15 protein-coding genes are annotated in these 20,058 nt (G+C 72.5%); 8 read left to right on the top strand and 7 right to left on the bottom strand.

The genetic code is table 11. From position 1 onward, the window contains the following. Positions 1–45: 45 nt before the first annotated feature. From ACSBPG_RS23345 to ACSBPG_RS23330, 4 genes are all read left to right on the top strand, one after another. A complete protein-coding gene (locus tag ACSBPG_RS23345; RefSeq protein WP_435539627.1) occupies positions 46–2,004 on the top strand; it encodes a TRAP transporter permease in 1,959 nt (652 codons plus the stop codon). A 46-nt stretch (positions 2,005–2,050) separates the two neighbouring features. Further along, positions 2,051–3,319 (top strand): FAD-dependent oxidoreductase, encoded by a 1,269-nt coding sequence (locus tag ACSBPG_RS23340; protein WP_435539626.1) that lies wholly within the window; start codon positions 2,051–2,053, stop codon positions 3,317–3,319. A gap of 206 nt (positions 3,320–3,525) precedes the next feature. Further along, entirely contained in the window at positions 3,526–4,329 is an 804-nt protein-coding gene (gene blaOXA, locus ACSBPG_RS23335) for a class D beta-lactamase (protein WP_435539625.1), read from the top strand. 216 nt (positions 4,330–4,545) lie between these two features. Beyond that, positions 4,546–5,754: a pentapeptide repeat-containing protein gene (locus ACSBPG_RS23330; protein ID WP_435539624.1), complete on the top strand. Its 1,209-nt coding sequence runs from the start codon at positions 4,546–4,548 to the stop codon at positions 5,752–5,754. Between the two features lie 31 nt (positions 5,755–5,785). Here the strand turns inward: ACSBPG_RS23330 and ACSBPG_RS23325 are convergent, their stop codons facing one another. The 7 genes from ACSBPG_RS23325 to ACSBPG_RS23295 all read right to left on the bottom strand — a co-directional run bounded on the left by ACSBPG_RS23325 (position 5,786) and on the right by ACSBPG_RS23295 (position 14,832). Continuing rightward, positions 5,786–6,634, bottom strand: a complete 849-nt coding sequence (locus ACSBPG_RS23325) for an ABC transporter ATP-binding protein (RefSeq protein ID WP_435539623.1) — start codon at positions 6,632–6,634, stop codon at positions 5,786–5,788. After that, positions 6,631–7,491 (bottom strand): ABC transporter ATP-binding protein, encoded by an 861-nt coding sequence (locus ACSBPG_RS23320; protein ID WP_435539622.1) that lies wholly within the window; start codon positions 7,489–7,491, stop codon positions 6,631–6,633. The genes ACSBPG_RS23325 and ACSBPG_RS23320 overlap by 4 nt, the downstream gene beginning before the upstream one ends. Next, positions 7,491–8,333, bottom strand: a complete 843-nt coding sequence (locus ACSBPG_RS23315; protein WP_435539621.1) for an ABC transporter permease — start codon at positions 8,331–8,333, stop codon at positions 7,491–7,493. The genes ACSBPG_RS23320 and ACSBPG_RS23315 overlap by 1 nt, the downstream gene beginning before the upstream one ends. A 1-nt stretch (position 8,334) precedes the next feature. Continuing rightward, the gene (locus ACSBPG_RS23310; RefSeq protein ID WP_435539620.1) at positions 8,335–9,363 is read right to left on the bottom strand and encodes an ABC transporter permease; all 1,029 of its coding nucleotides are present in this window, start codon (positions 9,361–9,363) and stop codon (positions 8,335–8,337) included. A 91-nt stretch (positions 9,364–9,454) separates the two neighbouring features. Beyond that, complete coding sequence (locus tag ACSBPG_RS23305) at positions 9,455–11,077, bottom strand: ABC transporter substrate-binding protein (RefSeq protein ID WP_435539619.1); 1,623 nt, start codon at positions 11,075–11,077, stop codon at positions 9,455–9,457. A 153-nt stretch (positions 11,078–11,230) separates the two neighbouring features. Next, on the bottom strand, positions 11,231–12,829 hold the full coding sequence (locus ACSBPG_RS23300) for a hydantoinase B/oxoprolinase family protein (protein WP_435539618.1): 1,599 nt from the start codon (positions 12,827–12,829) through the stop codon (positions 11,231–11,233). Further along, entirely contained in the window at positions 12,826–14,832 is a 2,007-nt protein-coding gene (locus tag ACSBPG_RS23295; protein WP_435539617.1) for a hydantoinase/oxoprolinase family protein, read from the bottom strand. Before ACSBPG_RS23295 ends, ACSBPG_RS23300 begins: the two co-directional genes overlap by 4 nt. Positions 14,833–15,405: 573 nt before the next feature. On the opposite strand from ACSBPG_RS23295, the gene ACSBPG_RS23290 reads away from it, so the two are divergent. From ACSBPG_RS23290 to ACSBPG_RS23275, 4 genes are all read left to right on the top strand, one after another. Then, the gene (locus ACSBPG_RS23290; protein ID WP_435539616.1) at positions 15,406–16,161 is read left to right on the top strand and encodes an IclR family transcriptional regulator; all 756 of its coding nucleotides are present in this window, start codon (positions 15,406–15,408) and stop codon (positions 16,159–16,161) included. A gap of 199 nt (positions 16,162–16,360) precedes the next feature. Next, a complete protein-coding gene (locus ACSBPG_RS23285; RefSeq protein ID WP_435539615.1) occupies positions 16,361–17,665 on the top strand; it encodes an aminotransferase class III-fold pyridoxal phosphate-dependent enzyme in 1,305 nt (434 codons plus the stop codon). A 36-nt stretch (positions 17,666–17,701) separates the two neighbouring features. After that, on the top strand, positions 17,702–18,067 hold the full coding sequence (locus ACSBPG_RS23280; RefSeq protein ID WP_435539614.1) for a nuclear transport factor 2 family protein: 366 nt from the start codon (positions 17,702–17,704) through the stop codon (positions 18,065–18,067). A 154-nt stretch (positions 18,068–18,221) separates the two neighbouring features. Beyond that, the gene (locus ACSBPG_RS23275) at positions 18,222–20,000 is read left to right on the top strand and encodes a monovalent cation:proton antiporter-2 (CPA2) family protein (protein ID WP_435539613.1); all 1,779 of its coding nucleotides are present in this window, start codon (positions 18,222–18,224) and stop codon (positions 19,998–20,000) included. Positions 20,001–20,058 lie beyond the last annotated feature (58 nt).

The following is a 20,058-nucleotide window of genomic DNA, read 5'->3' as shown; positions in this document are numbered from 1 at the left end:
GCGCCGCCGTACGGCGGCGCCGATCCGCCTGGAGTCCATGACGTGATGTCCGAGACCGACGTTCAGAGACCAGACGACGCGACCGCCGGCCGCCTCGACGGTTCGGCCCTGCGTGCGCTGGCGCAGTCGCCGCGTGCCCTCGCCGTGTGGGCGCTGGCGCTGCTGCTCGCGGGCTTCCATCTCCACACCGCCACGTACGGGATCGCGGCGCCGTACACCCAGCGCGGAACCCACCTGCTCGGGCTGCTGCTGATCTGCTACGCCATGGGGATGGGGCATGACGGCCGGGGCCGGTCCCTGGCGCGCCTGTCCGACCTCGTCCTGTTCGCCGCCACGGCCGCCGTCGCCGCCTATCTCTGGTTCGCCTTCGATCCCCGGCTGGTCCTGGAGCGCGGCATCGCCGGGCCGACGCGCGCCGACCTCGTGGTCGGGGTGCTGCTGATGGCGCTCGTGCTCGAGGGGACCCGGCGCAGCGTCGGCCTGCCCATCGTCCTCGTCGCCGTCGCCTTCCTGCTCTACGGGCTCGCCGGCCCCTACATGCCGGACATCATCTCCCACCGCGGCTACAGCCTCGACCGGCTGACCACGTACCTGGTCTGGAGCACCAGCGGGATCTTCGGCACGCCGGTCGCCGTCTCCGCCACCTTCGTCATCCTCTTCATCATGCTCGGCGCCCTGATGGACAAGCTGGGCGCCGGGGCGCTCTTCATCGACCTCGCGGTCGCCCTGACCGGCCGGCTGCGGGGCGGGCCCGCCCTGACGGCCGTCGTCGGCAGCGCCCTGATGGGCAGCGTCAACGGCTCCTCCGTCTCCAACGTGGTGACGACCGGCACCTTCACGATTCCGCTGATGCGCAGGACCGGCTACCGGCCGGAGTTCGCCGCCGGCGTCGAGGCCGTGGCGTCGACCGGCGGGCAGATCATGCCGCCGATCATGGGTGCCGGCGCCTTCGTCATGGCGGAGATGCTGGGCGTCTCCTACGCGAGCGTCGCGCTGATGGCGCTGATCCCGGCCCTGCTCTATTTCCTGTCCATCGGGCTGATGGTCTATTTCGAGGCGCGCCGCCTCGACATGCCGCGCCTCGACAGGGACGCGCTGCCCGACGTCCGGCAGGTCCTCGCCAGGGGCTTCCACCTGCTGCTGCCGCTGGCGCTGCTGATCTATGCGCTCGTCTTCGCGCATCTGTCCCCGATCATCGCCGGCGTCGTCGCGATCGTCAGTCTGGTCGGCATCGCCAGCCTGGCCACGCTCCTGCGCGAGCGGCGTCTGCCGTGGCGCGAGGTTCTCGAGGCCCTGCGGCTCGGCGTGGTCACCGCGGTGCCGGTGGCGCTCGCCTGCGCCTCGGCGGGCATCGTGATCGGCGTCATCTCCATGACGGGCCTCGGCGTACGGTTCACCCAGATCATCATCGACCTGTCCAGCGGGATGCTGTGGCTGGGGGCGATCCTCACCATGATCGCCTGCATCGTCCTCGGCATGGGGCTGCCGACCACGGCGGCCTACATCATCACCGCCGTGCTCGGCGCGCCGGCGCTGGCGAAGCTCGGCGTTCCGCTGGTGTCGGCGCACATGTTCATCTTCTACTTCGCCATCGTCTCGTTCATCACGCCGCCGGTCGGGCTCAGCTCCTACGCGGCCGCCGGGGTGGCGCGGACAAACCCGATCACCACCAGCGTGGTCGCGTTCAAGCTGGGGATCGCCGGCTTCATCGTGCCCTACGTGATCCTCTACAGCCCGGCCATCCTGCTCCAGGGCTCCCCCTGGGCGATCGCCGTCGTCTCGCTGACCGCGGTCCTCGGCGTCACCGCGCTGGCCGCCGCCATCGTCGGCTGGTTCCTGGTGCCGCTCAACGGGCTGCTGCGCGTGCTGTTCGCACTGGGTGCCGTGGCGCTGATCCATCCCGACCCGGTCTATGCCCTGGCCGGAGTGATCCCGATGCTGGGGGTGCTGGCCTCCCGGGCCGTCGGCCGCAAGGGCCGCTCGACGGCACCCGCCCGGCCGTGACCGGCCGCGGCCGGCGGCGCCCGCCGCACACACGAAGGAGCTTTCCATGTCTGAGTCGGTGGACCGGTACGACGTCGTCGTCGCCGGCGGCGGCAGCGCAGGCGTCGCCGCGGCGGCGGCCGCCGCGCGATCCGGCGCGCGCACGCTGCTGATCGAGAAGTTCGGCTGCCTCGGCGGGGCGTCGACCATGCGCAACGTCGTCACCTATTGCGGGCTCTACACGCTCGGCGAGACGCCGCGGAAGGTGGTCGGCGGCATCGCCGACGAGGTGCTCGACGGGCTGGCGGCGCACGGCGCGCTCAGCGGGATCCACCGCCACCGGGGGGTCTACGTCGTCTTCGATCCGGAGGCCCTCAAGGCCGTCCTGGACGAGGTCTGCGCTTGCGCCGGCGTCGAGGTGCTGCTGGGCGCGGGCCTGATCGGCGCCGACCGGGCCGGGGGACGGATCACCGCCGTCACCTACGCCGACCACGCCGGGATTCGCCGGGTCGAAGCGGCGGCCTTCGTCGACTGCACGGGGGACGGGGACCTCGCCTGCTTCGGCGGGGCCGCGACGCGCTACGGCAACGGCGGCGCGGTCAACCTCGGCACGCTCGGCACGCGCTTCGGCGGCATTCCCGCCGCGGTCGAGGTGACCGCCCAGGACATCGCCGACGCCGTCGCCCGGCTCCGGGACCGCGGCGTCGACGTGTTCACCAAGGACCGCAGCGTGGTCGCCCGCCTGCCGGTGTCGCACGACCTCGTGTGCTATGTCGCCTCGGCCGACTACGATCCCCGCGATTCCGCCTCGATGAGCGCCGCCGAGCGGCAGGGCCGGCGGCAGGCCTGGGCCTACCTCGAGGCGATCCGCAGCATCGCCGGGTGCGAGGGCGCCTACCTCGTGTCGACGGGACCGGAGTTCGGGACGCGGGAATCACGCCACATCGACAGCGTCGGGCAGTTGCGGTGGGACGACGTGGTGGCGCGCCGGCGGTTCGCCGACTGCGTCGCGCTCGGCGCCTGGGGGGCCGAATGGCACGACCGCGGCGATTACGGCAGTTCGTTCGATCTGCCGCCGGACCGCGCGACGTACGACATCCCGCTGTCGTGCCTGCGCTCGGTGGACACGCCCAACCTGTTCGCCGCCGGCCGGACGGCCGACGGCGACCGCAAGGCGGGCGCCGCCATCCGGGTCATGGGCACGGCCTTCGCCACCGGCCAGGCGGCCGGCGTCGCGGCGGCGCTCGTCGCCGACGGGCGCGACGCGCCGGCGGCGGAGGTGCGGGCGCGGCTCGTCCGCCAGGGGGCGATGCTGGAGGATCCCGGGGCCGCCTGAGGCCCCGTCCAGAGCAGCCGCTCGCCGAAGGGCGGAGGGCTCGCGAGGTGGGCTGGACCGCCGGGGACCGGAGGACCGCCCGCAGAAAAATTTGCGGCTGCCGCAAACATTCCTGCCGGTGACAGGCCCGCCGCCGTCCGCCACAGTCGGCCTGCGATGGCCGCCGTGCCGTGGCCCGCGCCCCTCCAGCACCGGGACTGCCGACCATGCGCCAGCGATCCGCCGCCCTCGCCATCCTGGCCATCGCGCTGTTCGCGCGGCCGGCCGCCGCGGCGCCCGTCTGCACCGTGGTGGCCGACGCGGCGAGCGGCACGCTCCTGCTGGAGGAGGGCCGGTGCGGCGCGCGCGTGACGCCGGCATCGACGTTCAAGATCGCCCTCAGCCTGATGGGCTACGATTCCGGTGTGCTCGTCGACGGGCACGCGCCCGCCCTGCCCTTCCGCGAGGGCGATCCGGACTGGTCGCCGGCGTGGCGGGCGACGACCGACCCGGCGCGCTGGATGGCGCTCTCCGTGGTCTGGTATTCCCAGCGGATCACGGCGGCGCTCGGCGAGGAGCGCTTCCGGCGGTACGTCGACGCCTTCGGGTACGGCAACGGCGACGTCTCCGGCACGCCGGGCGGCAACGACGGGCTCCGCCGCGCCTGGATCAGTTCGTCGCTCGCGATCTCGCCGCTCGAACAGGTGCGGTTCCTCGGCCGGCTCGTCCGGCGGGAGCTGCCGGTCGGCGCCCACGCCACCGCGATGACGCGGCGGATCACGGCCGTCGGCACCCTGGCGGGCGGCTGGGAGGTCCACGGCAAGACGGGGACGGGGGCGCCGGCCGGGCGCGACGGGACGCTCGACCGCAACCGCCCCTACGGCTGGTTCGTGGGCTGGGCGACACGGGGCGAGCGGACCGTGGTGTTCGCGCACCTCATCCAGGACGCGGCGCGGCAGCCGACCCTCGCCGGGGTGCGGGCGCGCGACGCCCTGATGGCCGAACTCCCCCGCATCCTCGGCACCCCGTGAGGAGCGGGCGGAGCGGACGCCCGCCGCCGGGAGGGACCGTCGACAGGGTCTGGCGGCCGGCCGCCGGATAGGCCATGGTGGCGGGGGAAGGGCGGCCCCATTCCGGGCGCCCGGCCGGACCTGGGAGAAACACGACGTGAGACGACGCCAAGCGCACGATCCCGACGGTCCGTCTGCCCGGCCGGCGCGAACGACCGGCGGCACGGGACGACGGCGATGAGCCACTCGGCCCAGCATCTGGACAGCCTGCGCAAGCTTCTGGACACCCACCGGAAGTGGCTGGACGGCAGGGCCGGGGGGCGGCAGGTCGACCTGAGCTTCTTCGACCTCGCGGACCTGTCGCTCCCCGACGTGTCGTTGCGCAACGCCAAGCTGATCGGCGCCAGCTTCGCCCGGAGTGCCCTGTCGCGGGCCAACTTCCGAGCGGCGGTGCTGCTGATGGCGGAGTTCGAAGGTGCGACCCTCGACGGTGCCGACTTCCTCGGCGCCGACCTGCGCGGCGCCAACTTCATGGGCGCCAGCCTGGCCGACGCCAACCTCGCCGGGGCGGACCTGCGCACCGGCACGGTGGGAGCGGTCAGCACCACCAACGACGCCAAGGGGCGCGACACCGCCTTCAGCCGCAACGCCAGCATGGTCGACGCCCGGCTGCCCCGCGCCATGCTGATGGGGGCGCGGCTCGACGGGTGCGACCTGACCGGCGCGGAGCTGCTGGACGCCGACCTGAGCGGCGCCGACCTGTCGGGTGCCGTGCTGATCGCCACCGACCTCTCCGGCGTGTCGCTGAAGAACACCAAGCTGGACCGGGTCGTGCTCTCCGGCGCCCGCATGGACGAGGCGACCATCGCCGTGCTGGCGGACCTCGGCGTCCATCCCCGGGCGTCGCTGGTGCCGGTCGGCGGCCGGTTGCCCGAGCTTCTGGAGGCGCACCGGCGCTGGCTCGACAGCCGCGGCGCGGACGGCCGCCGCCTCGAGCTGGACATGGCGGACCTGAACGGGGCACGGCTGTCCGGCGCCGATCTCTCCGCCGCACGCATCGTCCGCTCGGATCTCAGCGGGGCCGACCTGTCCGGCGCGTCCCTGGTGATGGCGGAACTCGCCTACGGCAACTTCACCAACGCGGACCTCAGGGACGCGGACCTGTCCGGCTGCAACATGCGCCGGGCCAACCTCGCCGGGGCGACGCTCGCCGGCGTCGTCCTCGACGCCCTGCCGATCATCGGCGACGCGGCCCGGCCGTGGCCGGCCAACCTGCAGAACGCCTGCCTGGTCGGCGCCGACCTGCGGTGCCGGAGCGCCCAGGGGGCGCTGGTCCGCCATGCCGACCTGAGCGGCGCCAAGGTGAACATGGCCTTCCTGAAGGGCTGCGACCTGACGGGCGCCAAGCTCCCCAAGGCCGCCGGGAGCCCGCCCGAGGGCGAGTGAGCGGCGACTCCCGGCTCGGCCGGCGCCCGACCTAGTCGGCCGCCGCCCGGACCGGGGCGGGGGCGGCGCGGCGCCGGCCGAGCCGGGGAATCGCCGCGATCAGCCGCCTGGTGTAGTCGTGCGCCGGGTCCTCGAAGATCTGCTGGGCGCCGCCCTGCTCGACCACCCGGCCGAGATGCATGACCAGCAGATGGTCGCTGATCAGGCGCACCAGGTTGAGGTCATGGCTGACGAAGATGAAGGCCACCCCCAGCTCGGCGCGCAGCGCCAGCAGCGTCTGGATGACGTGGGCCTGAAGCGACGCGTCGAGCGCCGAGGTCGGCTCGTCGAGGATGATGAGCTTCGGCTTGAGCACGATGGCGCGGGCGATGTCGACGCGTGCCCGCTGCCCGCCGGAGAGCTGGTGCGGGTAGCTCGCCAGCAGCCGTTCCGGCAGGCCCGCGTGGGCGGCCGCCTCGACCACCAGGGCGCGCGCGTTGCGGCGCTCCTCGGGGGTGCCGAGGCGCAGGACGGGGTCGGCGATCGCCTCGCCGGCGCGGAAGCGGGGATTGAGGCTCGCCAGCGGGTCCTGGAACACCATCTGCAGCAGGCGCCGCGCCGGCATGCGGGCGAACGCCGCGCCGCCGAGGAACGAGATGTCCTTGCCGTCGAAGACGACGCGCCCGTCGTCCTGCTCGACGAGGCGCGCGACGATGCGCGAGAGCGTCGTCTTGCCGCTGCCGGACTCGCCGACGATCCCCAGGATCTCCCCCGGCTTGACGCGGAAGGTGACGTCGTCCACGGCGGCGATCCGGCCGCCGTGGACGGCATAGTGCTTGGTGGCGCTCAGCACCTCCAGAAGGTGGGGGGCGGCGGGACGCGCCGAGGCGGCGGCGGTCATGGCGTGATCTCCGGCGGCAGATGGGAGAAGTCACCGGACATCAGCCGGAGTTCGGAGGCGCTGGTCTTGCCGTAGGGCAGCGCGTCCAGCAGCGCCCGGGTGTAGGCGTGGCGGGGCTCGGTGAAGATGACCGACGCCGGCCCGCTCTCGAGGATGCGCCCGGCGTTCATGACGATCCCCCGGTCGCAGTACTCGCTGGCCAGCGCCAGGTCGTGGGTGACGAAGATCACCGCGACGCCGCGCTCCCGGCACGCGGCGATCAGCATGTCCATGACGAGCTGCTGGGTGGTGACGTCGAGCGCCGAGGTCGGCTCGTCGGCGATGATCAGCTCCGGCTCGCACGCCAGGGCCGCGGCGATGGCGATGCGCTGGCACATGCCGCCCGACAGCTCGGAGGGATAGCTGCGCACCCGCTGCTCCGCCCGGGCGATGCCGGTCTGCGCCATGATCGCCGTGACCTTGTCCAGCGCCGCCGCGCGCGACAGCCCGGAGCGGTCGTGGGCGCGCACGATGTCGACCAGCGTGTCGCCGACGCGGCGGATCGGATTCAGGCTGGCCTTGGCGTTCTGGAACACCATGCCGATGCGCCGCCCGCGGATGGCGCGCATGGCCCGCTCCGGCAGGCCGAGCAGATCCTGCCCGTCCAGCCGGATGGCGCCGCCGCCGATCCGCGCGTTGCGCCCCAGCAGCCGCATGATCGCCAGTCCGGTCACCGACTTGCCGGAGCCGGACTCGCCCACCAGCGCCAGGCATTCGCCGCGGTCGACGCCGAACGACACGCCGCGCAGCGCCGGCACCAGGCCGCCGCTGCCCTCGAAGCCGAGCACGAGGTCCTGGATGTCGAGAAGTCTGGTCATCAGCTGCGCCGCCTCGGGTCCATGATGTCGCGGATGCCGTCGCCGAGCAGCGAGAAGCAGAAGACCGACAGGACGAGCGCCAGGCCGGGGAAGACCACGACCCACCATTGCCCGGACACCATCATGGACGCCCCTTCCTGGATCATGATTCCCCATTCCGGGGTCGGCGGTGCCACGCCCAGCCCGATGAAGGCGAGGCCGGCCGTGTTGAGGATCGCCCAGCCGAGGTTCAGCGAGATCTGGACCACGACCGGCGGCAGCGCGTTGGGGATGAGGAAGCGGAAGATCACCCGGGACGCCCGGTTGCCGTTGATGATCGCCGCCTCCACGTAGCCGGCCGAGCGGCGGGCGCTGATCTCCGCCCGCATCAGGCGGAAATAGAAGGGCAGGTTGATGATCGCCGTGGCCAGGACGATGCTCTCGACCGAGTTCCCCAGCACGGCGACGAGCGCCATGGCGGCGACGAAGAGGGGAAACGCCATCATGACGTCGACGACGCGGCTGAGCAGGCGGTCGAGCCAGCCGCCGACGTAGCCGCTGAGCGCGCCCACCGACACGCCGACGGCCGCCGAGAGCGCCACGGCGACGATGGCGATGGCGAAGTCCAGCCGCGCCGCGACGACGACCCGGCTGAAGATGTCGCGCCCGAGATGGTCGGTGCCGAACCAGTGGATCGCCGACGGCGGCGCCAGCACGGCGCGCAGGTTGGTCGCCAGCGGCTCGTGCGGCACCAGGTACGGGCCGACCAGCGCCACCGCGGCGAGGACGAGGAGGAGCACGCCGGCGACCGCCGTCACGAAGTTGCGGCGCAGGACGAAGCGGATGTCTGCCACGCTCGCCATGTCAGCCCCGCACCGCGTAGCGGGGGTCGACGGCGGCGGAGACGATGTCGATGGCCAGCGTCATGACCACGAACAGCGTCGCGACGATCAGCACGAAGGCCTGGACGGGCGCGTAGTCGACGGCGATCAGCGCGTTCACGGCGTAGGCGCCGATGCCGGGCCAGGCGAAGAGCTTCTCGATCATGATGTTCGCCCCCAGCATGGTGGACAGCACCATGCCCATGGTCGCCAGCACCGGGAGCATGGCGTTGGGCAGCGCGTAGCACAGGACGATGCGGGGGCGCGGCAGGCCGAAGGCGCGGGCGGCCAGGACGTAGTCGCTGTCCAGCGCGTCGATCATGGCACCGCGCGTCATGCGCAGCAGCGGCGCCACCGCGAAGATCGCCATGGAGGCGGCGGGCATCACCATCTTGCCGACCGCCATCGCGAACAGCTCCCAGTCGCCGGCGATCAGGGCGTCGACGGTGGCGAAGTTGGTCACCGGCTCCGGCGGGATGATCATGCTCGGCCACCGGCCGATCGGCTCCGAGCCGATGCCGAGGCGGAAGTAGAAGACATAGATCAGCAGCAGGCCGAAGAAGAAGACCGGCATGGCGGCGGCCACCGACGACACCACCCGGCAGAGCTGGTCGAACCAGGTGTGGCGCCAGATCGCCGCCAGCACGCCGGCGGGCAGCGCCACGGCGATGGAGAGGGCGAAGGCCAGGACCGCGAGCTCGATGGTGGCGGGCAGGCGCACCGCGAAGTCGCTGAGGACGGGCTGGCCGGTCTGCATGGAGTTGCCGAAGTTGCCCCGCGCGATCTCCCGGAGATAGAACGCGAATTGCTCGACGACGGAGCGGTCCAGCCCGAGCTCGCGACGGATGGCCTCGATCTCCGCCGGGCCGGCGGTCGGGCTGGTCGCGTACTGGACCGCCGGATCGCCGGGCAGGGCGCGGACGAGGACGAACGTCACGAGCAGGACGCCGAAGAGGACGGGGACGGCGCTCCAAAGGCGCGTCAGGACGGTTTTCGCCAGCGTGTTGCGCATGGTCGGTCGGGATCCTCGGGTGATGCGGGGCGCACGGGCGGCGCGGCACGGGCGGGGACGGCCGCGGCCGCTCCCGCCCGCGCCGGCGCCGTCAGGCCTTCTTCAGGTGGCGCAGCTCCAGACCGCGGTGGAACATGTAGGTGTAGGCGCTGACCGACGGGCTCAGCACCGTGTCCTGGAAGGCGGACCACAGCGGCACCACCGGCACCTCGGTGCGCGCCAGCTCGATCATGCGCTTGACCAGCGCCTCGTAGCGTGCGGGGTCGTTCTCCCAGCGGGCGTCGGCGACCAGCTTCGCCATCTCCGGATTGCCATAGCTGCCGAAGTTCCAGCGCGAGTTCCCCTGGTAATAGACGCGGAAGAAGTAGTCGGGGCTGCGCATCCAGGCGCCGGCGTTGGCGATGTACAGCGGCAGCTTCTTCTCGGTCACCAGGGTTCCCATCTGGCCCGCCGGCACCTTGTTGATGGCGACCCGGATGCCGATCTTGCCGAGCGCCTCCTGCATGAGGATCGCCACCGGCTCGCCGACGGTGACGTCGTCGGCGTCGATGGAGAAGGTCGTCTCGAAGCCCTGCGCGAGGCCCGCCTCGGCGAGCAGCGCCTTGGCCCGGTCGAGGTCCTGCGTGTAGGGGATGGGCGCCGGCCACTGCGTCGAGGCGATCTCCGCCGGACCGCCGAACAGCGGCGTCCCGCGCTCGTAGAGCACGGCCGTGAACATGTCCTGGTACGGCACGCTCCAGGCGATCGCCTGGCGCACCTTGACGTTGTCGAACGGCGCCAGGGTGTTGTTCATGGCGATGAAGGTGACGGACGAGGGATTGGCGATGCCGAGCACCCGCACCTTGCCGTCCTTGACGAGGCCGGCCACGTCGCGGCCGGGAAGGTCGCAGACCAGGTCGGCCTGGCCGCGTTCCGCGGCGATCCGGCGGCTGGCCGCCTGCGGCACGATCTGGTAGAGGATGCGCGCCGCCGGCGCGGCGTCGCCGTTCTTCCACTCCGTGAACGGCTCCAGCACGAACTGCTGGCCCGCCTGGTGGCTGCCCAGCTTGAAGGGCCCGCCGCCGGCGACGTTGTTCTTCAGCCATTCCGTCGCCCAGGGATCGTCCGGCGTGGCGTGCTGCCTGGCGAGCTTGGAATTGAAGATGGCCGGGAACAGCACGGCCAGGTTCGGCAGGGTGAAGCGGTCGAGGCGTTCCGTCTTCACCTGGATGGTCATGTCGTCGAGGACGACGAACTGCGCCGGGTCCTTCAGGGATCCCGTGGCCATCTGGTTCTTCGCCGTGGTGACGTTGACGGCGCGGTCGAGCGACCATTTCACGTCCTCGGCGGTGACCGGGCTGCCGTCGTGGAAGGTGGCGCCGGGGCGCATCCTGAAGGTGATCATCGTGCCGTCGGGCGAGACGTCGAAGCTCTCGGCCGCCTGCGGGACGACGCGATCGAAGTCGTAGATGAAGGCTCCCTCCTGGCCCGGCCCGGCGAGCGCCTTCGGGGCGAAGGTGACCAGGCGGTCGTAGACGTTCCAGGTGATGCCGACGGACGGCGTGTTGTAGCCGGTGCCGGCGGGATCGAAGGTGTTGGGGGCGCCTTCGGCGAGAATGCGGATCACCCCGCTCTGCCCCTGGGCCAGGGCGAACCGCGGCTGGAAGGCCAGTCCGAGGGCCGCCGCGCCACCGACGGCGACCGCGCTGCCGAGAAAATCGCGTCTACGCATCATTCCACCTTCCTGTTGGATGGGAGCCATGGCCTGGTTCTTCTTAGAGCAAGATCGCTTTTGGCCGATCCGGCCAAAACCGTGAATCTTGCTCTAAACATTTGAAATTAGAGCGGGATTCACACTCCAGGTGATTCCACCAGGAGTGATCCCGCTCTAGAAGCCCGGGAGCGGGCGTTCGCGGGCGGCGGCGCCGTAGCCGCCGCCGCCCGAGGACTCCACGACGACCAGGTCGCCCCGGCCGATCTGTACGTTCTGCTTGCCGCGCAGGCGGACCTCCTCGCCCGACGCCCGTGTCAGGGTGGCCTGGAACACCGCGCCCGGCGCACCGCCCTCCAGCCCGTACGGCGGCACGACGGCGCGCTCGAACATGGTGGTCAGCGCCGTCTCCTCGCCGCGCATGCGGTAGCCGCGGGCGATGCCGTCGCCGCCGCGGTGGCGCCCGGCCCCGCCCGAGCCGCGCCGCAGGCGCTGGAACTCGACGGTGATCGGGTACTCCGCCTCGATCACCTCGGCGGGCGTGTTCATGACGTTGGCGAGGTGCACCCGCGTCGCCGACATGCCGTCGCGGTCGGTGCGCGCCCCTTCGCCGCCGGGATGGACCTCGTAGAAGGTGGACCAGCCGTCCGCGGTGCGGGTGCCGAAGATCAGCAGGCCTGCGGTGGTCGGGCCGCCGGCGCTGAGACGCTCGGCGGCGACCGGCGCCAGGGCGTGGAAGATCGCGTCGGCGAAGCGCTGGCAGGTCTCGTGGTTGCCGCCGACGACCGGGCGGTCGCCCGGCGCGTCGGCGATCGAGCCGGCCCGGGTGATGACGGTGAGCGGGCGGTTGCAGCCGCCCGAGGGCTGGATCTCCGGGCCGTAGAGAGCCTTCATGGCGTAGTAGACGGCGGCGCCGGCGATGAAGCGGGTGGTGTTGATGGGGCCCGGCACGGCGTCGGCCGACGCGCTGAAGTCGAAGGTGGCCCTGTCGCCGTCGATGGTGACGGTGACGCGGATCGGCACGGGGGGGCCGCCGTGGCCGTCGTCGTCCATCCAGTCCTCGCCGACGTAGACGCCGTCGGGGATTGCGCGGATCGCATCGGCCATCTGCCGTTCGGCGCGGTCGTGGATGGCCTCGAAGGCGTCGTGCAGCCAGGCCACGCCGTGGCGGCGCGCCAGTTCCTCCAGGCGCCGGCCGGCGACCGTGGTGGCGGCGATCTGCGCCAGGATGTCGCCCTTGCGCTCCTCCGGCCCGCGGACGTTGGCGAGGATCAGGCCGAGCTTCTCCTCGTCCATCGCCTCGTCGGCGACGAGGCGGGTCGGCGGCATCCGCAACCCTTCCTGCCAGGCGTCGCGGGCGTCGGCGAAATAGCTGCCGGGCATGGCGCCGCCGACGTCGGCCCAGTGGGCGAGGCTCACCGCGAAGGCGTAGAGCACGCCGTCGTGGAACAGCGGGCGGATGAGCTTCACGTCGGGCAGGTGGTTGCCGCCGACCTCGGGCAGGTTGACGATCCAGACGTCGCCCGGGCGCAGCCGCCCGGCGGGAACGCGCTTCAGGAACTCGCGGACCGTGAAGCTGAGCACGCCGAGATGGACGGGGACGTCGGCGCCCTGGGCGACGAGGAAGCCGGCGGCGTCGGTCAGCGCCGACGAATGGTCCCCCGCCTCGCGCAGCAGCGGCGAGCGCGCCGCCCGCATCACCACCATCGACATCTCCTCGGCGATCGCGGTCAGCGCGTTGCGGATGACTTCAAGGGAAACGGGATCGATGCTCACAGCCGGACCTCGATGTGCAGGTTGCCCGCGGCGTCGGCGCGCAGCCGGTCGCCCGGGGGCAGGATGACGGTGGACCAGGCGTCCTCGACGACCAGCGGGCCCTCCAGGGGGGCGCCGACGGGCAGCCGCGCGCGGTCCAGCACGGGCACGTCGGCGGTCTCGCCGGTCTCGAAGGTGACGCGGCGGACGCCCGTGCGGGGGGCGGCGCCGTCGCGCCGGATGGCGGGCGGCGGCGCTTCGTCCGGCCGCGGCGCCGACACGTCGATGCGCAGCGAGGCCAATTCCCACGGCTCGCCGGTGGAATAGCCGTAGAGCGCGGCGTGGGCCCGGTCGAACTGGCGGTCGAGCGTCGCCCGGTCGTCGAGGGCCGGATCGGCGATCGGCGTCTCGTAGCTCTGCCCGCTGTAGCGGATGCCGGCCGTCATGGCGATGGCCAGCGCCCCGGGATCGTGTCCGGCCTCCACCAGCACCGCCGACAGCGCCCGCACCTGGGCCTCCACCAGGGCGGCGAGGGCGGCGCCGTTCCAGGCGGTGGACTTCATGCCGACGGTCATCTGCCGCGAATAGCTCATCGTCGCCTCGACGCACCCCAGCGCCGAGAACCCGGAGGAGAAGGCCGGAACGGTGATGCGCGCGATGCCGCACAGGCGGGCCACCTCGACGGCGTGCATCGGCCCGGCGCCGCCGAACGCGATCATCTCGAAGCGGCGGATGTCGAGCCCCCGTTCGACGGTCGCCCGGCGCAGCGCCCGCGCCATGTTGGCGTGGACGATCTTGGCGATGCCGATGGCCGCCTGCGGCACGCTGAACCCCATGGCGTCGGCGAGCGGGCGGACCGCCTCCACGGCGCGCTCCGGCGACAGCCGGACGGAGCCGCCCAGCGTGCGGCCGGGGTTGAGGTAGCCGAGGATCAGGTCGGCGTCCGCCACCGTGGGCTGGGTGCCGCCCAGTCCGTAGCAGGCCGGGCCGGGGCGGGCGCCGGCGCTTTCCGGGCCGACCACCAGGGCGCCGCTGACCAGCCGGGCGATGGAGCCGCCGCCGGCGCCGATCGAATCGACGGCGACCATCGGCATGCGGATGCGCTGGCCGCCGAGGTCCCGGTTCACGGCGATCTCGGCCTTCTGGTCGGTGATCAGGCAGACGTCCGTGGTGGTGCCGCCCATGTCGAAGGTCACCGCATGGCGGATGCCCAGGTCGCGCGTCGTCCTGGAGCTGGCCGAGACGCCGGCGGCGGGGCCCGACATGGCGAGCATCAGCGGGCGCTCCGCGATCAGCGCCGGCGAGGCCATGCCGCTGGCCGAGTGCATCAGGTGCAGCCGGCTGCCCTCGGGCTGGCGCTCGTCGATCAGGCCGAGGTGGTGCTTGATCTTGGCCATCATCATCGCGTTCAGAACGGTGGTGTTCATCCGTTCGAACTCGCGGAACTCGGGGCTGACCTCGTGGGACAGGCTGACGTGCGGAACCACCCCGCGCAGGGCGGCCCCCAGCCGGCGCTCATGGTCGGGGTTGCGGAAGGAGTGGAGCAGGCAGACCGCCACCGTGTCGACGCCGCTCGCCGCCACCGCCGCGACGACCCGGGCGATCTCGCCGTCGCTCAGCGCCACCGCCACGCCGCCGTCGTGGGCGACTCGCTCGGCGACCTCGAACCGCAGCTCCGACGGGACCAGCGGCTGCGGCCGCGGCAGCGCGTCCATCCGGTAGAGGTGGCGGCGCGAGCCGCGGGCGATCTCGATGGTGTCGGCGAAGCCGGCGGTGGCGATGAGCGCGCACGGCCGGTAGCGGTGCTCGACGATGTCGTTGGTCACGATCGTCGTGCCGTGGACGATCTCGGCCACCTCCTCCCAGGCCAGGCCGACGGCGGCGATCGCGTCGACGATCGCCTTGACCGGCTCCTGCGGCTGGCTCGGCACCTTGGCCGAGCGGCGGTCGGCCCCGTCCGGCGCGACGGCGATCACATCCGTGAACGTGCCGCCGATATCGATTCCCAGTCGCCAGCCTGTCACCCCGGACTCCTCTCGAACTTCGAAAAATCGGAATTTGTTTCCTGATTTTCGAATATCGGCACGGGGATCGGGGTCCTGTCAATACGGTTTTCCCGCGGACCCCGCATCGGCCCGCGCCGGGCGAGGCGCCCCGGCAGGAGGGTGCATATTCCGTGCCTGGGCAGCCGGCGTGCGGATACCCCGGCATCCTCTCGGCGGGCCGGCGCCCGGGAGCGGGCGCCGTGATGGCGTGGCGACGCGTGGCGGTTCGTTCGCGTGGGGCGCCGCGCGGGAGCGGGCGGATCCGGACGGGCAAGGCCGATCCGGACCGTGGCCCGTCACCCGCCGGGCTCGCGCCGCGGTCCCAAGGTCCAGGCCATGCCGCCCGCGGCCGCCGCGCGTCTGCCTGGAATTTGCGCATCAGGTTGGATTCGATGCAGCCGCGCGGCGGCCGCGGGCGGCGTGCCCGGCGATGGGAGTTGACAGCCCCGGCCGCGGCTTCTAATCCGGCCCGGGATCTTCCGGATATCGGAAATCCGCCGCCGGCGGCGCGCGGCGGAGAACGGACCAAGGCATCGGTGGAGCGCGGATTCCATGTCTGAACACGACGACACCCCCCTCGGCCGGGCGTTGCGCATCATCGAAATCCTTGCCGCCGCCCCCCAGGGCATGAGCCTGACGGAGATCGCCGCGGCGGCCGACCTCGTGGTGACGACGGCGCACCGCCAGCTCGCGACGCTGCTCAGCGTCGGCATGGTGCGCAAGACCAACGCGCGGACCTTCGTGGTGGGCGAGCGGATGCTGAAGATCGCCGCGCTCATTTCCGGCGGGCAGGACGTGGCGGCCCTGGCCCAGCCGGTCCTGCAGGACCTGGTCGATCGCTTCGGCGAGACGGCCTTCCTCGCCAAGCTCGACGGCAGCCACGTCCAGCTCCTGGCGACGGTGCTGCCGGACGCCAACGGCCAGGCCTACGCCCAGCCGGGACGCGACATGCCCCTCTACGCCGCCGCTTCGGGCAAGATCCTGCTGGCGCTGCAGGACGAAGCGTTCATCAGCCAATACCTGAAGCTGAAGCGCCACGCCTACACCGCCAACACCAAGACCGCGGAGGCGGACATCCGCGCCGACATCGAGGCGGCGCGGGCCCGTCATGTCGCCATCTGCGACAACGAGTTCGATCCGGGCATCCTGTCCTACGCGACGGCCGTCTTCGATCCGCGCACCGGCTATCCCTATGCCATCGCGGTGTTCGGCCTCGCCGAGCGCTTCAGCCGTGTCGAGCGGGCGACCGTCGAAACGCACCTCATCAACGCGGCCCAGCGGCTGAGCCGCGCCCTGCGGGCGAACTGATCGCATCAATTCCGTAAATCGGAAATTTCTTGCGAAAATAGGAAGTCCGCGTCATCGTGGCGGAACCGTACCCCGCGCCCGGCCGCCCGGCGCGCCATGACGGCCGACGCACCCCTCGTCCCCTCGGGGCGGCATCCCGCTCGCCGCGGCGGATGATTCCCGGGTGGCGCGGACACGACCACGGACAAGGACAAGCGACGTGAAGCGACTTCTCAAAACCGGACTCAACGCCGGATCGGACACGGTCGTCGAGGTGGTCGGCGGCCGGGGCGCGTGGTTCGAGCTCGCCGACGGCCGGCGGGTCCTCGACGGCTCCAATTCGGCCGGCGCTCTCGGCCACGCCCACCCCGACATGGTCGAGACGGTGCGCCAGGCCGCCGGCTTTCCCGCGGTCAGCGAGGGCTGGGCCTTCCGCGAACGGGAACGGGCGGCCGAGGATCTGATCGACGTCGCCTTCGCCGGCGAGCACGACTGGGTCGGTGCCGTGCGCTTCGGCCTGTCGGGCAGCGAGATCAACGACCTCGCCCTTTCCCTGACGCAGGCGATCACCCGGCGCGCACCGCTGGCCACGCGCGAGCGCGCCTACCACGGCCTGACCGGCCTGTCGCGCGACGTCACCGTGCAGCCGCAATGGCATGGCGGCCTGTCGCTGCTGTCGGGGGGCGTGCAGCCCGCCGTCCGGTCCGCCGAGACGCGCATCCTGGCGGCACCGATGGGGTCGCTGTGGGGGACCCGGGTGTACGACCTGCCCGCGGAAACCCCGGCCGAGGTGGAGGCCAAGCTCGCCGGCGTCGCCGGCCTCATCCTCGACTATAGTCAGGGTGGCATCTACCACGATGCCGCCTGGCAGGACATGGTCGCCGCGGCGGCGAAGGCGCAGGGGGCGCTGTGGATCGCCGACGAGGTCATCACCGGGGCCGGCCGGATGGGGCGCTGGTTCTGCTTCCAGGGCGGCGCCAGCCGGCCCGACATCGTCACCATGGGCAAGGCGCTGGCCGGCGGCTCCGCCCCCATCGGCGCGGTGGTGCTGTCGAAGGACCTGGTGGAGTGCCTGGACGGCGCGGTCTGGCAGGCGTACAGCACGTTCCGCGGCCATCCCGTCGCCATGGCGGCGGTGCGCGCCTATCTGCGCGTGGTCAAGCGCGACGGCCTGCTCGCCCGCGTCCGGGAACTCGAGGCGGCGATCGCCCCGCGCCTGGTCGCCATCGCCGAGAAGCACCCGAGCGTGGCGCGGGTCGACGGCCGCGGCATGCATTGGACCGTCGAGCTGCACGGCCGGCATTGGAAGCACTGGCGGGCCGACACCGCCGAGACGCCGGTCGCCTCGCGGGTCGCCGCGCGCGCCTTCGCCAACGACGTGGTGATCGGGACGAGCGGCGAGGAGACCTCCCTCTTCCTGGCGCCGCCCCTGATCGTCAGCGACGCCGAGATCGGCCAGCTGCTCGACGTGCTCGACGACGCGCTGCTGGTCGCCGACGGGGCGTTCGCCCGCCGCTCCGCCTGAACGGCCGCGGCCATCCTTTCACCTGGGACCGACATCATGAGCGACGAAGAGCAGATCCGCGCCGTCCTGACGGATTATTTCGACGGGCTGTACCATGGCGACCTCGAGCGGTTCGGCAGCGCGTTCCATCCGCTGTGCCGGCTGTTCACGGTGGCCGACGGCGAGTTGGTGTCCGTCGATTACGGACCCTACATGGAGCGCTGCGCCGGGCGGCAGGCGCCGGTGCGCTCCGGCGTGCCGCAGGTCGCCGAGATCCTGGAGCTGACCGTCTCCACGGCCGACACGGCGCACGCGCGCGTGCGGGACGCCTTTCCGCCCCGGACCTTCGTCAACGAGCTGACGCTGGCGAAGGCGAAGGGGCGGTGGAGCATCGTCTGCAAGGTCTACCACGCCTTCGATTGACGGTCTCACGGCCCGTGCCCCGGGCGGGCGCCGGCGCGGACCGGGCGGCAGGCCGGCTCCGGCGGCGCCCACCTCCCGCCCGGGGGGACTCCCGCGCCCCGCCGGGGAAGGGTAGGGTGGTGGCGCACCGACCGCCCGCCAACGGAGTCCCCTCATGCCGATCGTCCACACCGCCGTCGTCCTGCTGGCGGCCGCGGTCCTCGCCGTGCCGTTGGCGAAACGGCTGGGCTTCGGCAGCCCGCTCGGCTATCTGGCGGCGGGGCTGGCGATCGGCCCGAACGGGCTCGCGCTCGTCACCGACGCCGAGGCCATCGGCCACGTGTCGGAGCTTGGCGTCGTCATGCTGCTGTTCCTCATCGGGCTGGAACTGCGGCCGCAGCGCCTGTGGGTGATGCGGCGGTCCGTTCTCGGGCTGGGCGGAGCGCAGCTCGGCGCCACCGCGGCGCTGCTGGGCGGCGGCGCCGCGCTGCTCGGCACGCCGGTCGCCGGGAGCGTGGTGGTCGGCGCCGGGCTGGCGCTCTCCTCCACCGCCATCGCGCTGGCGCTCCTGGCCGAGCGGGACCTGCTGTCGACCCGCGGCGGGCGCGACGCCTTCGCGATCCTGCTGTTCCAGGACCTCGCCGTGATTCCGCTGGTGGCGTTGCTGCCCCTGCTCGGCGGCGCGTCCGCCGGGCCCGTGGATTCGGCGGGTGCCTGGATCGCCGTCGCCGAGGCGGCGGGCGCCGTCCTGGCGGTGCTGGTCGGCGGCCGGCTCCTGGTCCGGCCGGTCTTCCGGCTGGTCGATGCCGCGAAGACGCCGGAGATCTTCACGGCGACGGCGCTGCTGATCGTGCTGGGGACCGCGTCCTTCGTCGAGCTGGCGGGGCTGTCCATGTCGCTGGGCGCCTTCATGGCCGGCGTGCTGCTGTCCGATTCGGAATACCGGCACGAGGTGAAGGCCGACATCGAGCCGTTCGAGGGGCTGCTGCTCGGCCTCTTCTTCGTGTCGGTGGGCGTGTCCGCCGACGTCGCCGGCTTCCTCGCCGCTCCCGCCGGTGTCCTGCTGCTGGTGCTGGGCCTGGTGGCGGTGAAGAGCGCCGTGGTGTTCGCCCTGGCCCGGCTGGCCGGCGCCACCGCCCGGGGCGCGGTGCGCATGGGCGTGGTGCTGGCGCAGGGCGGGGAGTTCGGGTTCGTGCTGTTCGGTCTGGCCGCCCAGGACGGCGTGCTGTCCAGGGCCGACGCCGACCGCGCCACCATGGTGGTGGTGCTGTCGATGGTCGTCACCCCCTTCCTGTTCGCGGCCACCGAGCGCTGGCTGCTGCCGCGCCTCGCCAAGGCGCCGCCGCGGCCCTTCGACCGGGTCGAGCAGGATGGGGCGCCGCCGGTCATCATCTGCGGCTTCGGCCGGGTCGGGCAGATCGTCGGCCGGGTCCTGCGGGTGCGCGGCATCCCGTTCACCGCGCTGGAAAAGAGCGCCGACCAGGTGGATTTCGTGCGCCGCTACGGCACGCCCGTGTTCTACGGCGATCCCACCCGGCCCGAGCTGCTGCGCGCCGCCGGGGCGGACACGGCCCGCATCCTCGTCGTGGCGCTGGAAGACATGACGGAGAACCTGACGGTGGTGGACATGGCGCAGCGCGCCTTTCCGCACCTGACCATCGCCGCGCGGGCCCACAACCGGCGGCACGCCCATCTGCTGATGGACCGGGGCGTGGGCATCATCGAGCGGGAGACCTTCCACAGCAGCCTGCGCCTGACGGAGCGCATCCTGGTCAGCCACGGCATGGACGCCAACGAGGCGCGGCGGACGGTGGAGACCTTCCGCGCCCACGACGAACGCACCCTGGAGGCCCAGCACGCCGTCTACCGGGACGAGCGGAGGCTGATCCAGAGCACCCGCGACGCCGCGGCCGAGCTCCAGTCGCTGTTCGAGGCCGACAAGCCGCGGCGGTGACCGCCGGGGCCTTCTCCGGAGCGGCGCCACGGCCCGGCCGGCGCGCCGCCGCAGGTGA

The organism is Azospirillum sp. ST 5-10, from assembly GCF_051225715.1.
Taxonomy (GTDB): Bacteria; Pseudomonadota; Alphaproteobacteria; order Azospirillales; family Azospirillaceae; genus Azospirillum.
This window is presented reverse-complemented; position numbering and strand designations above follow the sequence as displayed.